The sequence below is a fragment of the Agrobacterium tumefaciens str. B6 genome (genome assembly GCF_001541315.1).
In the GTDB taxonomy this organism is placed as follows: Bacteria; Pseudomonadota; Alphaproteobacteria; order Rhizobiales; family Rhizobiaceae; genus Agrobacterium; species Agrobacterium radiobacter.
The window spans coordinates 41848-57018 of sequence record NZ_LMVK01000052.1; the positions used below are offsets into that span (position 1 = coordinate 41848).

General features: G+C 58.3%; 17 protein-coding genes and 1 pseudogene. 9 read left to right on the plus strand and 9 right to left on the minus strand.

What is annotated here, in order from left to right; genetic code table 11:
- Positions 1-20: 20 nt before the first annotated feature.
- From ASB65_RS26060 to ASB65_RS26070, 3 genes are read right to left on the minus strand one after another with little or no spacing between them, the layout of a single operon-like run.
- On the minus strand, positions 21-1043 hold the full coding sequence (locus ASB65_RS26060; RefSeq protein ID WP_060725868.1) for an ABC transporter substrate-binding protein: 1023 nt from the start codon (positions 1041-1043) through the stop codon (positions 21-23).
- A gap of 29 nt (positions 1044-1072) precedes the next feature.
- Positions 1073-1846 carry an ABC transporter permease gene (locus tag ASB65_RS26065; protein WP_020008992.1) on the minus strand — a complete coding sequence of 258 codons (774 nt, stop codon included), beginning with the start codon at positions 1844-1846 and terminating at the stop codon, positions 1073-1075.
- A gap of 3 nt (positions 1847-1849) precedes the next feature.
- A complete protein-coding gene (locus tag ASB65_RS26070) occupies positions 1850-2689 on the minus strand; it encodes an ABC transporter ATP-binding protein (protein WP_060726005.1) in 840 nt (279 codons plus the stop codon).
- Positions 2690-2922: 233 nt separating this feature from the next.
- Between ASB65_RS26070 and ASB65_RS26075 the strand changes: the two genes are divergently transcribed.
- Positions 2923-3627 carry a GntR family transcriptional regulator gene (locus tag ASB65_RS26075; RefSeq protein WP_060725869.1) on the plus strand — a complete coding sequence of 235 codons (705 nt, stop codon included), beginning with the start codon at positions 2923-2925 and terminating at the stop codon, positions 3625-3627.
- Positions 3628-3656: 29 nt separating this feature from the next.
- Here ASB65_RS26075 and ASB65_RS26080 read toward each other — a convergent pair whose 3' ends face one another.
- Complete coding sequence (locus ASB65_RS26080; protein WP_060725870.1) at positions 3657-4055, minus strand: hypothetical protein; 399 nt, start codon at positions 4053-4055, stop codon at positions 3657-3659.
- 81 nt (positions 4056-4136) lie between these two features.
- On the opposite strand from ASB65_RS26080, the gene ASB65_RS26085 reads away from it, so the two are divergent.
- Together ASB65_RS26085 and ASB65_RS29055 are read left to right on the plus strand one after the other, a co-directional pair.
- Positions 4137-5375 carry an amidohydrolase family protein gene (locus ASB65_RS26085; RefSeq protein ID WP_060725871.1) on the plus strand — a complete coding sequence of 413 codons (1239 nt, stop codon included), beginning with the start codon at positions 4137-4139 and terminating at the stop codon, positions 5373-5375.
- A gap of 624 nt (positions 5376-5999) precedes the next feature.
- Positions 6000-6196: pseudogene (locus ASB65_RS29055) on the plus strand (Fic family protein); the annotation flags it as partial.
- Positions 6197-6275: 79 nt separating this feature from the next.
- Here the strand turns inward: ASB65_RS29055 and ASB65_RS26090 are convergent.
- Positions 6276-7175 carry a LysR family transcriptional regulator gene (locus tag ASB65_RS26090; protein ID WP_060725872.1) on the minus strand — a complete coding sequence of 300 codons (900 nt, stop codon included), beginning with the start codon at positions 7173-7175 and terminating at the stop codon, positions 6276-6278.
- Between the two features lie 138 nt (positions 7176-7313).
- Between ASB65_RS26090 and ASB65_RS26095 the strand changes: the two genes are divergently transcribed.
- Together ASB65_RS26095 and ASB65_RS26100 are read left to right on the plus strand one after the other, a co-directional pair.
- Positions 7314-7643, plus strand: coding sequence for a nuclear transport factor 2 family protein (locus ASB65_RS26095; RefSeq protein WP_060725873.1), 330 nt, complete (start codon positions 7314-7316; stop codon positions 7641-7643).
- A complete protein-coding gene (locus ASB65_RS26100) occupies positions 7640-8419 on the plus strand; it encodes an SDR family oxidoreductase (RefSeq protein WP_060725874.1) in 780 nt (259 codons plus the stop codon). The genes ASB65_RS26095 and ASB65_RS26100 overlap by 4 nt, the downstream gene beginning before the upstream one ends.
- Here ASB65_RS26100 and ASB65_RS26105 read toward each other — a convergent pair.
- Positions 8416-8913 carry a MarR family winged helix-turn-helix transcriptional regulator gene (locus ASB65_RS26105; protein WP_060725875.1) on the minus strand — a complete coding sequence of 166 codons (498 nt, stop codon included), beginning with the start codon at positions 8911-8913 and terminating at the stop codon, positions 8416-8418. The genes ASB65_RS26100 and ASB65_RS26105 overlap by 4 nt on opposite strands.
- A gap of 144 nt (positions 8914-9057) precedes the next feature.
- Here ASB65_RS26105 and ASB65_RS26110 point away from each other — a divergent pair, with 144 nt between their 5' ends.
- From ASB65_RS26110 to vapC, 4 genes are all read left to right on the plus strand, one after another.
- Positions 9058-9852: an alpha/beta fold hydrolase gene (locus ASB65_RS26110; RefSeq protein ID WP_060725876.1), complete on the plus strand. Its 795-nt coding sequence runs from the start codon at positions 9058-9060 to the stop codon at positions 9850-9852.
- A gap of 192 nt (positions 9853-10044) precedes the next feature.
- Complete coding sequence (locus ASB65_RS26115) at positions 10045-11676, plus strand: GMC family oxidoreductase (RefSeq protein WP_060725877.1); 1632 nt, start codon at positions 10045-10047, stop codon at positions 11674-11676.
- Positions 11677-11887: 211 nt separating this feature from the next.
- Positions 11888-12118, plus strand: coding sequence for a type II toxin-antitoxin system VapB family antitoxin (vapB, locus tag ASB65_RS26120; RefSeq protein ID WP_060725878.1), 231 nt, complete (start codon positions 11888-11890; stop codon positions 12116-12118).
- A complete protein-coding gene (gene vapC / locus ASB65_RS26125; RefSeq protein ID WP_060725879.1) occupies positions 12118-12519 on the plus strand; it encodes a type II toxin-antitoxin system tRNA(fMet)-specific endonuclease VapC in 402 nt (133 codons plus the stop codon). Before vapB ends, vapC begins: the two co-directional genes overlap by 1 nt.
- A gap of 75 nt (positions 12520-12594) precedes the next feature.
- Here the strand turns inward: vapC and ASB65_RS26130 are convergent, their stop codons facing one another.
- From ASB65_RS26130 to ASB65_RS26140, 3 genes are all read right to left on the minus strand, one after another.
- Complete coding sequence (locus ASB65_RS26130; protein ID WP_060726006.1) at positions 12595-12825, minus strand: BrnA antitoxin family protein; 231 nt, start codon at positions 12823-12825, stop codon at positions 12595-12597.
- A gap of 236 nt (positions 12826-13061) precedes the next feature.
- On the minus strand, positions 13062-13706 hold the full coding sequence (locus ASB65_RS26135) for a LysE family translocator (RefSeq protein ID WP_060725880.1): 645 nt from the start codon (positions 13704-13706) through the stop codon (positions 13062-13064).
- 111 nt (positions 13707-13817) lie between these two features.
- Positions 13818-14648, minus strand: coding sequence for a helix-turn-helix transcriptional regulator (locus ASB65_RS26140; protein ID WP_060725881.1), 831 nt, complete (start codon positions 14646-14648; stop codon positions 13818-13820).
- Between the last annotated feature and the right edge of the window lie 523 nt (positions 14649-15171).

The window sequence follows — 15171 nt, forward strand, 5'->3', positions numbered from 1 at the left end:
GGGAGGCGTGTTTCCGTCAATCAATCGACCTTGTAGACGAGCTTGCGCTCGGCCAACGACGGCAGGAACTGACGCGAGAAGACATTCTCCGGCTTCGGCTTCGACGGTAGCTGGTAGCCTTCGGCAACGATATCGATCGAGCGGGCCAGGCGGGCGTCATCGACATCGCCGAGACCGAGCCTGTCGACTTCAGGCGAGATGATCAGGTTCTCGTAGGAGAATTTCATGCGCGCCAATTCGAGCTCTTCCTTGGCGAGATTGTCATAGGCCATGATGGCCTCGATGCCTGCCCTGGAATTGCCGGCGATTTCCCTGGTGGCCTTGTTGACCGCGCGCACCAGTCCTTCCACGGCCTTCGGGTTTTCCTTGACGAGTTTCTGCGACACCATCATGCCGTTGGCATAGAGATCCAGGCCATAATCGCCGAAGGATAGCCAGTTATAGTCCTTTGCCGGGTCCTGGCGGTTGTTGATGAGGTTGAACCAACTGGTGATATTGAAGACGAGCGCGCCGTCGATATCACCCTTGATCAGCATCGGCTCCTGCAGGTTGGGGCCCATGTTCTCGATTGCGACCTTGGTCATGTCGACCTTGTTGATCGAACCGAGCACGTTGACGAGGCGGGTGGTGGGCGTGCCCTGTGCGCCGCCGAGCTTCTTGCCTTCCAGATCGGCCGGCTTGGTGATGTTGCTTTCCTTCTTGCTGACGATGGCGAAGGGCGGCTTGCTCCAGAGCTGGTAGACCATGACCGGCACTTCGTTCGGCCGGGTGGCGGCATTCTGGATGATGGCATTGATATCGCCGAAGCCGGCATCGTAGGCGCCCGACATGATGCGGGTGACCGTGGCGGCCGAACCCTCGCCCTGGTCGATCGTGACATTGAGGCCTTCGTCCTTGAAGTAGCCCTTCTGCATGGCGAGCAGGAAGGGGGCGTCCGAGCCTTGCGTCTTCCAGCCGAGGGTGAACTTGATATCCGTGTCAGCCCGGGCGACACCGCCGAGGCAAAGGCCAAGCGCAAGAGTCGAGATCAGTTTCTTCAGCATGTCTGGCTCCATTTGTTTTAAGTAGATATTCAGGCGGCAGTGAAATCCTGGCCGCGGACGGCCCAGCCCGTGACGCGCACCTCGATGAGCGAGAAGGCGACGTAGAGAAGCACACCCAGAAGGGCGAGGATGAAGAGGCCGGCAAAGACCAGCGGCACATCGAAATTGGACGAGGCCGACATCATGACATTGCCGATGCCGCGGTTCGAGGCGACGGTTTCCGACAGGACGGAACCGACGAAAGCGAAGGTGACGGCAATCTTCAGCGAGGCGAAAAAGAAGGGCATGGTGCGTGGCAGGCCGACATTCCACAGGATGTCGAGTTTGCTGGCGCCCAGCGATTTCAGGACATCCTCCAGTTCCGGCTCGGTTGTCGCAAGGCCGGTGGCGATGTTGACGACGATCGGGAAGAAGCACATGGCGAGCGCGGTCAGGATTGCAGGCACCGAGCCGGAGCCGAACCACAGAACGAAGATCGGCACCACCGCGACCTTGGGGATCGACGAGAAACCGATCAGCAGCGGATAGGCCGTATCATAGGCCGTGCGCGACACGCCGATCGCAGCGCCGATGACGACGCCGACGGCTACGCCGAGGACAAAGCCGACCATCGTCGTCCAGAGCGTCTGGATGATATGCGGCATGAGGATGGGCAAGCGGTCGATGAGCGTATCGAAGACCTGACTCGGACGAGGCAGGACGAGATCGGACACCTGCAGTACGAGGCATAGGATTTCCCACAGGCCAAAGAAGGCGACGATGAGGGCGGCTGCCCAGAAGCGGCGGCGCAATGCATAGCTCATGGATCAGGCTCCCTGGATTGCGGTGTCGGAGCGGGCATTGATGATGAGTTCACGCAGGCGCTGGTTGAGCGCGACGAAATCGTGCTCGAACGTCATCTCAATGGTGCGGGGGCGGTGGAAATCGACCGTGCTGTCATCAATGATGCGACCGGGCCTTGCGCTCATGACGCAGATACGTGAAGCGAGGAAGCCCGCTTCCTTCAGGTCATGAGTGATGAGCAGGACGGTCGGCTTGCGCTTCATCCAGAGCGACTGCATCGTGCCCCATAGTTCTTCGCGGGTAAATTGATCGAGCGCGCCAAAAGGTTCGTCGAGCAGGAGCAGGTTCGGCTCGTGGACGAGCGCGCGGCAGAGATTGGCGCGCTGGAGCATGCCGCCGGAAAGCTGCCACGGGTAGTGGTTGGCAAATTTGTCGAGCCCGACATCGGTAAGCAGCGCACGCACCCGATCGCGGTAGTCACCGTTCTTCTTCGCCCGGTATTCGGAACGGAACGGCTTTACGATCTTGAGCGGCAACATGACATTGCGCTCGATCGTCAGCCAGGGGAGCATGGTAGGGTTCTGGAAAGCCATGCCGATGCGCAGCGCCTTGGCGTCGACTTCGCGGCCGCCGACGATGACCGCGCCCCTGGTCGGCTGCAGCAGGCCGGCGGCGAGCCGCATGATCGTCGACTTGCCACAGCCGGACGGGCCGACGAGTGCCACGAATTCCCCATCGGCAATGCGCAGACTGGTCTCCTGCAGCGCAACGACGGCTTTTTCCTGCCGGCCGAAGCAGACGGCTGCCTGGGAGAGCTCCACGGCGGGAGGGGCGTATGTCGTCGGTTGAGGAACAGTCAGCATCAGATCACCATTGAAAGCGTTTCCGAAAAGTGCATGCAATGAGCGTGCCAGTTTCTAGAAGTGCGGAATTGTTGCGTTCCAGGATGGATTCATTATCTGTAAAAGTGAATGCAATAACTGTATGCAATTGTTTTGTGCATTTTCGATTTCATTTGCATTTAAATGCGGCAGCGTGCCGAGTTGATCTTTGCCGTCGCCTCGCTTATCGATTGACCGGAAGAAGAGGGTCGGTGATGGCGGGCAGCAAGGGTTCGGCAAGAAGTGAAGGGGATCGCGTCGCGGCGATCTGTACGGGCTTGCGCCGTGCCATCATCGAGCGGGCGCTGCACCCGGGTGACCGGCTGCCGGAGGATTCGCTCGGTGAGCGGTTCGGTGTCAGTCGCACTATTGCCCGCCATGCGCTCGGCCAGCTTGCGGCGGAAGGTCTTGTCGATCTGCGGCGCAACCGCATCGCTGTGGTCGCCACGCCGTCCTTCGAGGATGCGCGGGATATTTTCGACATCCGTCTTGATCTGGAAAAGCAGGTGGTGAGGCGTCTCGCGGGCAAGCTGACGGATGCGCAGGCGAAGCAGCTGAAAGCAATCGTGGAGGCCGAGCACGGCGCGCGGCACGGGCCTGAAGGTGCTTCGATCCGGCTCGCCACCGAGTTTCATGTGCTTCTGGCGGAGATGACCGGCAAGCCGATCCTGATCCGCTATGTCACGGAAATCTGCTATCGCGCAGGCCTGTCGCTTGCCGTCTTCGGACGACCACATTCCTCCGACTGCGCAGTCAGCGAACATCTCGAATTGATCGAGGCGATCCGCACCGGGCCGGCGGAAAAGGCGGAGGCGATGATGGGCGAACATCTGGAGGCGGTTGCCTCGCGGGCATTGCTGCAAAGCTCGGGCGCCAAGCCACGCGACTTGATGGATATCCTGGCGCCCTATGCAGACTGAAAAGGCCTGATGGCCCCTTCAACGGTCATTCAGCGGGCGATGGACGGGTCGAGTATCCATTCGGCGCTGTCGTTCCAGACGTCGGTGTCGATGATCAGGCCGTCGCGTACTGTGAACCGGTCGATATAGCGGTTGTTGTCGAAAGGGGTGCCGTCCGGCCATTCGCCGTGGAGATAGCCCAGGCTGTAGATGATGGTTTCGGTTTCGCCCGGCACGACGTCATAGCGCTCTATGCGTTTTTTCACCCATTTGTAGCGGGAGGCATTGAAGCTGGTCGGGCCGCTTGGCGTGTCAAAAAGCCGGTTGCCGGTGAAGCGGCAGGTGAAGCCGGGAGCGACATAGGTCGCGGCGCGAACCGGATCGGGCGCCATGGAGGCAGCGAGATAGTCCTTTACTGCCTGCAGGTCGCGTTCTGTTGTCTCTTGCATCGATATCTCCACGGGTGTTGCGAATTTTGTATCAAAAGTGCATACAGTCAGTGTTACAAAAATTTCCCCTCGGGTCGCAATATGTCATTTCAAGAATCCTTCGATCTCGTGCTGCGTGACGTGCGCCTGAGGGGGCGTGCCCTGCTGCAGGATATAGGCATCATCGATGGCCGCATCGCCGCCATCGGCCGGATCGCCGCCGGGGCGGGCCGCGAGGATGAGCCGATTGGCGGGGGGCTGGGGCTGCCGGGCTTCGTCGACACTCATGTGCCTCTGGACAAGTCCTGTCTGCTCTGCCGTTGCGGCAACGCCGGGGGGGGGCGGAAGGGGGCGATTGCCGCGGTTGGCCGTCTGAAGCGGGACTATACGGTCGACGACGTCTATGCCCGCGGGGCGCGGACGATAGAGATGGCGATTGCCAAAGGTACGATGCATATGCGCACCCATGTGGAGGTCGATCCGCGGGCGGGTCTGCGCAGCTTCGAGGCGATAAAGCGGTTGAGACAGGATTATGCCTTCGCGCTCGATCTTTCCATCTGCGTCTTCCCGCAAGAAGGCCTGACCAACGATCTTGGCACGGAGGACCTGCTGGAGCAGGCGCTTGGGGAGGGCGCGGACCTTCTCGGTGGCTGCCCCTATACCGACAGCGATCCGTCCGGCCAAATGGCGCGGCTTTTCACCATGGCCACGCGGCATGACGTGGATCTGGATTTTCATCTGGACTTCGACCTCGATCCGAGCTGGGGGCATCTGGAGGAGATTTGCGAGCGGACGGAGGGGGCCGATTGGCGGGGCAGGGTGACTGTCGGCCACGCTACCAAGCTTGCGGCAATGGACGAGGCAGCATTCGAACGTCGGGTTTCGCGGTTGCGCCAGGCGGGCGTCGGGGTGACGGCGCTGCCGTCGACCGATCTCTATCTGAACGGCCGGGAAGCCGGCTTTCGCGCCGTTCGAGGTATTGCACCCGTGCATATACTGAGGGATCGGGGCGTCACCGCATCCATCGCCAGCAACAATATTCTCAACCCGTTCACACCCTTCGGCGACTGTTCGCTGCTGCGCATGGCCAATCTCTACGCCAATGTCATGCATCTCGGGCCGGAGGATTTTGCAGCCTGTCTGGATCTTGTCTCAGAGGATGCAGCCCGGTTGATGCGGATCGAAGGTTACGGGCTGGCCGTCGGGGCGATAGCCGATATCGTCGTCATGGAAGGCGAGGATGAGACCGAGGTCTTCGGCGGGCTGCGCGAACCTGCTATGGGTTTCAAGCGCGGGCGTAAGAGTTTTACGAGGCCGGCCGCGACGTTGCTGCGGCCTTGACAGAAGCATAGTCGGTAACAATTGAAGATAGAGTGGCGAGCACCTGTGCAGGTGCTCGCGGTAGTCTTAAATAGGGAACTTTGCGTAGCTTCGAGTCTCCGTAGCGCCGCGCGTGGTGGCTGTCGGGCGGAGCGTGCGGAAGCTGCCTTCCTGGCGGGCGCCATTTTGCCCGAGCTAACTGTCGGTTTTGGCGGCCGTCGTTCTTCGGCCACTGGTGGTGCGCCGAGCCAGCGGATGATTGCATCCAGGCCTGGCCGGAGCTGCTTTTTCAGTTCTGCCGTCAACTCGGCTTCGATCCCGCAGGCCTGACTGATCATCGTCCAGTCGATATGGCCATTCAGAAGCGGGGCGATTTCCGATAGATGATCAAACTGGCCAGATAAGGCCGTATATTCTCCAACACTCGCCTGGATGCGATTGGAGCGATGCGAAGCTCGCAGAATTCCGAAATTTTTCGCTGAAAATGTCGTGATGAAAGGTCGTGTTTGATCATGCTCATTCCGTTTCTTTCGGCACCAGTGCCGAGGGCGAGCGGGAACAGGGGGCGAGCTTTAACAAGGGATGTAACGGGCGTGTCACTTCTAATGGCGCATAGTTATCGTACTCGGCGCCTACGCCGCCTGGACCAAAGCTCAAGCCGGGCAGCCGGTTGATGATATCCGTGAAGTATCCAACTATGTTGACGCTATGATGTATGGTTTAGAGCGGCTGGAAACGTTGCCCATGTCGTTGCGTCTTATCCGTGAGATGCACGCCAGGCTCCTGCACAGTGGGCGGGGGGGCACCAAGGATCCAGGAAAGTTTTCCGCCGCTCGCAAAATTGAATTGGTGGCACGCGCCCCGGTAACGCATTCTTTGTACCGCCACCCGTCTCGCGCAGGGTGGCACGATATTCCGAGGCTATCCCCCATGTGCAAAATCGCGGGCAGCCTGAATGAACGCACTGAAGGCAGCCGGCGGATTTTTCCGGCCAGGATAATACAATGCGAGCGGGGCCAGTGAGGGTGTCCAGTCCTCGAGAACGCGCACCAGTTTGCCCGCCGCTATGTCGTCGCGCACATCCGCTTCCATGACGTATCCGAGTCCAACCCCATTCTGAGCGGCTATCCTGACCAAGCTTGACTCGTCGAGGGTGATCGAGCCTTGCACATCGATCTGGACAGCGTTCCCATCCTTCTCAAATTTCCACCGAAACAAGGCGTTGTTGGGCATACGCACGCGGATGCAGCGAAACCGGTACAGGTCGGATGGTGCGGTTGGCGTGCCATGAATGCGCAAGAAGTCTGGTGATGCGACAACGGCATTACTTCGATTGGTACCGAGTGGCACAGCGATCATGTCGGTCGGCACCAGATCGGCCGGCCTCAAGCCCAGGTCGAAGCCCGCCGCAACGATGTCAACGATTCGTCCCTCCGTGACCAGATCGATATGCACCTGAGGGTAGCGCTGCATGAACGACAATATGAGCGGTTCCATCACCTCTCGGGCTGCCGTCGCGAAGGCATTGATGCGCAATGTGCCTGCTGGAGTTTCCTGAAGAGATTGGACGGTGAGCATAGCATCGTGGATGTCCATCATTGCCGGTCCAACCCGCTCGGCAAAGGTTTTTCCCGCGTCGGTGAGCGAGACGCTACGCGTTGTGCGGTTGAACAGGCGAACGCCGAGACGCTGCTCAAGCTTTGCAACGGCATTGCTTAATGCTGTGGTGGACATGCCGAGCTCGAGCGCGGCAGCCCGAAACGAGCCAAGGCGCGCGATGCTGAGAACGGCGTCCAGATCGACAAGTACAGAGCGCGTCATTATCCCTCTTTTCGCAATCCCTCATCCTCTTTTATCCTAGTTATCGTGTCAACCAAGTTGTCTTACATTACCGTCATCGACCTCTTAAGGGGGCCGCGCCCTCAGCTGGCAGAGGCTGGATCAGGATTGGAGGAACCAATGACAATCAATCTACCAAAGGCCATCGAAGCGTATTTCGAGGCCGACCGCACAGGCAGCCCGGATGCTATCGCTGCCACATTCACCGAAGACGGCATCGTTAAAGATAAAGGCCACATGCACCGAGGCCGTGATGCCATCCGCGCCTGGATGGCTGATGAAGCTCAGCAATACAGCTACACGGTAGAACCCTTCTTGATTGCCATCGAAAACGGGAAAACCCAGGTCACCGCCCATGCTGTTGGCGACTTCCCGGGTAGCCCCATTGATCTGCGCTTCTTGTTCGCTCTCGCGAACGACAAGGTCGCTGAACTGGAGATCACCGTATGACACAGTTCCTCACCTTGCAGGGTCGTCGCGCCCTGATCACCGGCGGCACCTCGGGTGCCGGAGCCGCAACCGTAGCGCTGTTCAAAGAGCTTGGAGCACGTGTACTGACCACCGCTCGTAAGAAGCCTGCCGACTTCTCCAGAGCGGCATTCGTCGAAGCCGACCTGACCACCACGGCCGGGGTTAAGACCGTGGTCGACGCGGTGCAGAGAGACCTCGGCGGCCTCGATATCCTTGTGAACATGCTGGGCGGCTCTTCGGCCCCGTCAGGCGGCTTCGCCGCGCTCACCGAAGATGAATGGGAGAGAGAGTTCAACCTCAACTTCTTCCCGGCCGTCAGATTGGATCGCGCTCTCATTCCCGGAATGATCGCGCAGGGGAGCGGTGTCGTCATCCACGTCACCTCAATTCAGAGAAACCTTCCGCTACCTGAGGCGACCACTGGCTACGCTTCGGCCAAAGGAGCACTTAACACCTACAGCAAGAGCATCTCCAAGGAGGTTTCTCCAAAGGGCGTGCGAGTGGTGCGTGTCTCTCCCGGCTGGATCGCCGATCCGGGTGCCAACGGTCTTGCCCTGCGTATCGCCAAGGAAGCTGGTATCGATTACGATGCAGCAGTGCAGGTGATCATGAACTCGCTCGGCGGCATACCGCTCGGACGACCGGCAAAGCCGGAAGAAGTCGCCGATCTCATCGCTTTCCTGGCATCTGATCGAGCAGCATCCATCACCGGGACCGAGCATGTGATAGACGGCGGGACGGTTCCGACCGCTTAGCATTGGCCATCTACCGGCAATTCAGGTCGGGCGGGTGCGCCCCCCCCGCCGATCCGGGAGTAGATCGCATCACGCAGGTGCCGAACATCGCGGTTCAAGGCAGCGAGTTCCGGCGGTGTCTGGGTCGAGGCTGCAAGCAGGGTATCGCTGAGGCAGCCTGCCTTGTGCTGCAAGGCACGGCCCTGATCTGTCAAAGCCACGAGAACCTGACGCTCGTTGTTAGCGTTGCGCGTCCGACGCACGAGCCCGGCGGCCTCCAGGCGTTTTAACAGCGGTGTCAGCGTACTGGATTCAAGAGCAAGTTGGTCGGCAATCGACACCACCGTCTGCTCGTCCTTCGCCCAGAGAACGTTCAGGACGAGATATTGCGGATAGGTCAGTCCAAGCTCGTCAAGCAAGGGTTTGTATGCGCGTTGGATCGCGATGCCGGCTGTGTAAATCGCATAGCAGAGCTGGTTGCGTAGGGGCGGGGGATCGTTATGGCCTTGGGTCATTCTAAACTCCTGTCGACCTCCATATAATCGAACTTATCACGAAAACCAGTATCGCGATAAGAAAGATGTTGACGCACATGACAAGATATGAAACTAAATAGATATCGCGATAACACTTATCGCAATTAAGAAGAGGAGAAAGCCATGACACGCAAGTTCATCACCGCTCTGTCTGCAATCGCAGCAGCAACTTCCCTTTCGACCGCTTTGCCGGCTCAGGCTGCTGAGGTGTTGCCGCAGGGCCAATCCGTTAAAAACGTCGTCCTGGTTCACGGTGCGTTTGCCGACGGTTCTGGCTGGAAGGGTGTCTACGACAATCTGACGAAGCGCGGCTATCGCGTCACCATCGTCCAGAACCCTCTGACCTCTCTGGCAGATGATGTCGCCGCCACCAAGCGTGCGCTGGAACGGCAGGATGGCCCGGTCATCCTCGTCGGACATTCCTGGGGTGGTACGGTCATCACGGAAGCCGGCATCGATGCCAAGGTTGCGGGCCTCGTCTATGTCTCTGCGCTCTCCCCGGATGCCGGCGAGTCAACGGCCCAGCAATACGAAGGATTTGCGCCGGCATCCGAGTTCGTCATCGAGACCACGAAAGATGGCTTTGGCTACGTCAGCCCGGAAAAGTTCAAGGCAGGGTTTGCGCATGACGTCAGCGACGCCGATGTTGCCTTCATGAGGGACGCGCAGGTTCCGATCAATATGTCGGCGTTCGCGACGAAGCTCGAAAACGCCGCTTGGCGCAGCAAGCCCAGCTGGGCCGTCATTGCCACCGAGGACAAGGCCTTCGACCAGGCCATGCTGATCCATATGGCCGAGCGCATCGGTGCCAAGATCACCAAGGTATCGGCAAGCCACGCCCTGTTCATGACGCAGCCGGCGGTCATCGCCGATACCATCGATCAGGCCGCAAAGGCGGCCTCTGCGAAGACGAAATGATCGATTTCGGGCTATCGGGACTGTCAACAACTGTCTCGATAGCGCCGGTACAAGCGCGCTAAGCCGCTCGCGCGGCCGAAGCGACTTGCTGTGAGAGCGAGAGATACGCGATCGGTATGCGTTGCCATCTCCTCGTCTCTCGCGACCCGGATGCCAAAAAATCTAACTGAACCAATTCACGGAGGTCCCCACGTGAAACTGCCTATCAATGACAAGAATGTACCCGCTAATTCATCTTTTTCGCATAATGCCGTCTGCGATGTCTTTGACTTCATCGTCTGCGGCGCCGGGTCCAGCGGCTCGGTTGTCGCGGCGCGACTGGCGGAGGATGTTAACGCCAGCGTTCTCCTGCTCGAGGCAGGTGGCGATGATCAATCTGAAACCGTATCGAATCCTGCACAATGGCCGCTCAACCTTGGATCGAGCCGGGACTGGGGCTTCGTCGGTCAGCCGACGGCGGGTCTGGATGGCCGGCGGCTTCCCTTAAGCATGGGCAAAGGGCTCGGCGGCGGTTCGAGCATCAATGTCATGGTATGGGCAAGAGGTCACAAGGCGGATTGGGACCACTTCGCCGCCGAGGCAGGCGATGACGCGTGGGGCTATGAGTCCGTCCTCGGCTACTATCGCCGGATAGAAGACTGGCAGGGCGCCAGGGACGTACTTCGTCGCGGAACGGGCGGGCCCGTCCATGTGGCGCAGCCGTTGTCTCCCCAGCCGATAGCGCAAGCCTTGCTGAGCGCTTCGTCGGCCGTGGGCGTTCTAATCTTTGATTCAACCAACGGCGAGATGATGGAATCGTCCGGAGGCGCATCCATCACTGAACTTCGCATCCGGGATGGCAAGCGGGAGTCTGTCTTCGGCTCCTATGTCCGTCCGCTGCTGGCGCGCCCGAACCTGACCGTTATCACCGATGCGCTAGTCACGCGTCTCATCCTCGACGGCAAGCGGGTGAGGGGAGTCGAAGCTGTGATCGACGGTCAGCGGCGCCAGTTCATGGCGTATTGCGAAACGGTGCTGTCCCTTGGAGCGATCAATACGCCGAAGATCCTGATGCAGTCCGGTATCGGCCCGGAAGACGAGCTGCGATCGCATGGCATTCCCGTCGTGCAACATCTGCCGGGCGTCGGTCGCAATCATCAAGACCATATCGCGTTCGGATGCACCTGGGCCTACCGGAAGCCAGAAGCAATCGGTGGTAGCGGTTGCGAGGCAAATATCTACTGGAAGAGTGACGCGCGTCTGTCCAGCCCGGACATTCTTCAGTGCCAACTGGAATTCGCAGTGCCTTCTCCGGCCGAAACGGGTCTCGAAACGCCGGAGCACGGATGGACGATGTTCAACGGTCTTGCCCAGCCGAAAAGCCGCGGTTGGCTACGGCTCTCTGGTCCCGACGTTGATGATCCCGTCTTGATCGAGCCGAATTCGCTCAGCGAACCGGAAGACATGGCGGCGGCTCTGGCGGCAGTCGAGTTATGTCGCGATCTCGGGAACAGTGACGGTTTCACGCCACTCGTGTCACACGAGAGCGCGCCGGGCCCACGCGACAAATCAGGCATGATCGAATTCATCCGACGCTCGGCCGTCACCTATTGGCATCAATCTGGCACCGCCAAGATGGGACGTGACAGCATGTCCGTGGTCGACAATGAGCTCAAAGTCTACGGCATTGAGGGACTTCGCATCGCAGATTCGTCGATCATGCCCCGGATCACCATCGGCAACACGATGGCGCCCTGTGTTGTCATCGGTGAGCGGGCGTCGGATCTGATGCGGAAAAAACACGGTCTCACTTCCGTGTCGGTAAACCAGACCCAGGCTGGCTGAAGGAAACCATAAAGACTTGGCGCCAGGCCCGAACCGGCCGCCAAGTCATAAACTACCGGGTCAGCGGTTCGTATGGTTCAAGGCAAAGACGACTGGTTGCAATGCTGATCGCAGGTGCCTAAGCAGACCTACAATGTATATCCCATTGACATATCCCAAGCGAAGAACGATATAGGCTACGCAGTTATTGATGCAATCCGGAGGGATGTAGATGGAGCAAGGTGCAGTATTCCAGAGCAATCGGAGCCAGGCAATACGTTTGCCAAAGGCGGTCGCTTTGCCTGATGACGTAAAGCGTGTCGATATCGTTGCGGTGGGACGCACTCGCATCATCGCACCCGCCGGTGAGATCTGGGACAGTTGGTTTGAAGGGGCGGAGGTGACATCCGACTTTATGATTGAGCGTGACCAGGCTGCTCCGCAGGAGCGCGATGCATTCTAATGCTAAAGTATATGCTGGATACCAACATCTGCATTTTTACGATCAAGAATCGACCTCAGCAAGTGCGCGATGCATTCAATCGCTCACATGATCAGCTTTGCATCAGCTCGGTCAGCCTAATGGAATTGATTTACGGAGCGGAAAAGTCAGCCAGTCCAGAAAAGAACCTTTCTGTTGTGGAGGGCTTCGCGGCGCGCCTCGAGGTGCTCCCATACGATGAATTAGCAGCAAGCCATACGGGTCAATTGCGAGCCGAACTGGCGCGCAGTGGCACTCCGATCGGTCCATATGATCAGTTGATTGCGGGGCACGCGCGCTCGCGCGGATTGGTTATGGTTACCAATAATCGTCGTGAATTTGATCGCCTACCCGGATTACGAGTGGAAGACTGGACTTCTTAGTTTCAAGCATGGAACACTTGACGGATCCCATAAGCATTCAACTACCGGGTCGTCGCACAATATCCCATTAAGAGCTTAATTGGACACATTCATTGCTGCTCGCAAGGTATCGTTGATGCGCTCTTGCCAGCCAGGACCGTCTGCCTGAAAATGCGCGAGGACATCGCTGTCGATCTTCAATGATACAAGTTCCTTGGTGTTAGGGATTGCAGGCCGCTCAACGGCCGGCGCTGCGACCTTCGTTGCCGGTTTGAACAGCGCCTCGGCTGCGACTTTGGGATTGGACGGTCGTCGGGATGTTGCCATGGTCATATCCTCTTGTGTCGTGCACTTGAACAGCGCAGCCGGGTCGGTTTTGTTTCCACGCTGTATGCCCACACAGCGGTGGTCGCAAGCCACGTGTAGCGGCCAGCCAAAAGAGCATAATTGCTGCTGATGAACTGGTCAGTCGCCCTGCAATCCAGAAGAGATCGCATATCGCGAAGTGAAACTCCACGGGTAGAGCGGCAACCACGCCATCTATTCACACTGACTCGATCTCTCTAGGTTCTATGGACTTGATTTCCCGCAAAGACAGCCGTTATTCCAAGACCGATCAAGAGGCACCCACTAACATAGCGTTCGGCTGTGAGAAAGTCCCGATTGCGCCTCAGGTAATCGCCTCCAAAGCCAGCGGCAAGCGCATAGCCGCCATCGGTCATAATACCAAGCAGAGTATAGACCAAGCCGAGAAAAGCGATTTGCGTCGCTACTTGGCCGAGGCTTACATCGACAAATTGAGGTAGGAAAGCCAGGAAGAAAAGGGCAGTCTTAGGGTTGAGCAGATTGACGACAAACCCATCCCGCAGCAGGCGCCAATAACCATTCGCATTGATTGTGACATTGTCGTCGGGAATCTGGCTCCGGCCCAAAATCCTCCTCAGCCCAAGCCAGACCAAGTAGGCCGCTCCCGCGTACTGGATGGCGCCAAACGCCAGAGCCGACGATGCTAAAACCGCTGACAAACCCAGCGCTGCGATGATGACATGTACGAGCGTTGCAACATGAATCCCCAGGATCGAAACAAAGCCTGCGAGGCGGCCCTGCTCGAGCGATCGGGCAAAAATATACAGAACTGCAGGACCTGGAATCAGAAGTAGTGTCAAGGCGGAGCCGACGAACAACCCGAGATTTTCTATCGCTGGCATAATTGTCCTCCAATTGCTTTAATTTTCGCATGCCTCACCTAGGCCGCGGGCGGTCTCTCAAAAGAAGCCGCAAAAGCAGAAGAACATACGAACGCTCAACCGTCTTGAACGCTATAAACCTCGCGCATAGGAAATGGGGGTAACTCCGGTCGTTTGCTTAAACAAGCGCGAAAGATGACTCTGATCCGCAAAGCCAACAACGCCAGCCACCTCCGCCGGCGGAATGCCTGACCGAAGCAATTGCCGAGCCTGGATTAGCCGCAATTGCCGTTGGTAGGCATGTGGCGGCAATCCAACCGACGATCGGAAGGATCGCACAAGGTAGACCGGATTCAAATCGACCAGCCGCGCGAGTTCAGAAAGGGTAATGCGCTTGTCGTAGTTGGCGTCAAGAAACTCACGAACGGTTATGACATGCCGCGGCTCGTTTCCTGCATCGATCGTCGCGTGCCATTTCCCTCTTGAGTAGGCAGCAAGGGCCGCAAGACCGCTTGTAAGCAGCGTCTCTCCCTCAAACCCACCATCATCTATTTCGAGCGAGCGATGAGCGTTGCCAAGGTTTTGGAATAGCTGGATATCGCCAAGGCATTGCAAATGCTCAAGGGGTGGTAGGCGCGTCTCTCCTGGATCAAGCACCGCGTACTGCAGAAACGCCGGAGATACGAACAGGCAACGGTAGTTCAACGTCTCCTTATCGCCCGGCGAGCACATGTGAACGACACCGGGTGCAAGGACATTTATCTTCCCGGGCCTAAGAGTCTCGTGCGGCTTTTCACAGAGGAAGGTCATCGTCCCGCGTTCATGCAGATGGATCGCATACGCGTCATGAAAGTGTTTCGGAAAGCGGTGCTGCGTTCCGGATGCGCGCAATAGTTCAACCCCAGCTACCTCATTGCTACGCCAGATCCGTATACCTCCCGCATCCTTCTTCACTCGCACCATCCGGTAACCTTTCTACACGTACGCGCACCCGCATTCCTTATCATAACCGAAGTTTCCTAATCCGGGCGACTGATAATGACGACACGATCAGCAATCCAGCATGAGTGTGGCGATACGCGGCGCTGGAACTTTTCGCAGAAGGTTTATAGCGTTCAAGACTCGCGTTGTCCCGTGTGCGAAATTCAATCGCGGCAGCCCTCCAACTGAGAACAAGAACCGATTGCAGGTCCGGGATGATAAAGGAAGCAGGAGCATCGGATCATTGGCGATATTTCGATAGTTATGCACGCCGCGACTGGAGTGCCTGTTTTTCGCACTTGCAATTTCCCCGCAGGGCTTTGAACCAACCGGCCCTGCTTTTTGCCCGGCTGGTTACTTTTCAGTGACCGGTCGGGCTTTTTCTTTGCTGGACTAACGGCCAGCGCGACGTGGAGGTGTATCAGTTTGGCGGTGAATGGCCATATGATCCGCGGAACACGCCGACCTTCAGCAAACGAGCAGTCCCAATGATGTTCAGTCGCAA

Excerpts from the sequence above, each read along its gene's own strand:
- ASB65_RS26060 (WP_060725868.1), bottom strand. The coding sequence starts at position 1,043 with ATGCTGAAGAAACTGATCTCGACTCTTGCGCTTGGCCTTTGCCTCGGC.
- ASB65_RS26065 (WP_020008992.1), bottom strand. The coding sequence starts at position 1,846 with ATGAGCTATGCATTGCGCCGCCGCTTCTGGGCAGCCGCCCTCATCGTC.
- ASB65_RS26070 (WP_060726005.1), bottom strand. The coding sequence starts at position 2,689 with ATGCTGACTGTTCCTCAACCGACGACATACGCCCCTCCCGCCGTGGAG.
- ASB65_RS26075 (WP_060725869.1), top strand. The coding sequence starts at position 2,923 with ATGGCGGGCAGCAAGGGTTCGGCAAGAAGTGAAGGGGATCGCGTCGCG.
- ASB65_RS26080 (WP_060725870.1), bottom strand. The coding sequence starts at position 4,055 with ATGCAAGAGACAACAGAACGCGACCTGCAGGCAGTAAAGGACTATCTC.
- ASB65_RS26085 (WP_060725871.1), top strand. The coding sequence starts at position 4,137 with ATGTCATTTCAAGAATCCTTCGATCTCGTGCTGCGTGACGTGCGCCTG.
- ASB65_RS26090 (WP_060725872.1), bottom strand. The coding sequence starts at position 7,175 with ATGACGCGCTCTGTACTTGTCGATCTGGACGCCGTTCTCAGCATCGCG.
- ASB65_RS26095 (WP_060725873.1), top strand. The coding sequence starts at position 7,314 with ATGACAATCAATCTACCAAAGGCCATCGAAGCGTATTTCGAGGCCGAC.
- ASB65_RS26100 (WP_060725874.1), top strand. The coding sequence starts at position 7,640 with ATGACACAGTTCCTCACCTTGCAGGGTCGTCGCGCCCTGATCACCGGC.
- ASB65_RS26105 (WP_060725875.1), bottom strand. The coding sequence starts at position 8,913 with ATGACCCAAGGCCATAACGATCCCCCGCCCCTACGCAACCAGCTCTGC.
- ASB65_RS26110 (WP_060725876.1), top strand. The coding sequence starts at position 9,058 with ATGACACGCAAGTTCATCACCGCTCTGTCTGCAATCGCAGCAGCAACT.
- vapB (WP_060725878.1), top strand. The coding sequence starts at position 11,888 with ATGGAGCAAGGTGCAGTATTCCAGAGCAATCGGAGCCAGGCAATACGT.
- vapC (WP_060725879.1), top strand. The coding sequence starts at position 12,118 with ATGCTAAAGTATATGCTGGATACCAACATCTGCATTTTTACGATCAAG.
- ASB65_RS26130 (WP_060726006.1), bottom strand. The coding sequence starts at position 12,825 with ATGGCAACATCCCGACGACCGTCCAATCCCAAAGTCGCAGCCGAGGCG.
- ASB65_RS26135 (WP_060725880.1), bottom strand. The coding sequence starts at position 13,706 with ATGCCAGCGATAGAAAATCTCGGGTTGTTCGTCGGCTCCGCCTTGACA.
- ASB65_RS26140 (WP_060725881.1), bottom strand. The coding sequence starts at position 14,648 with ATGGTGCGAGTGAAGAAGGATGCGGGAGGTATACGGATCTGGCGTAGC.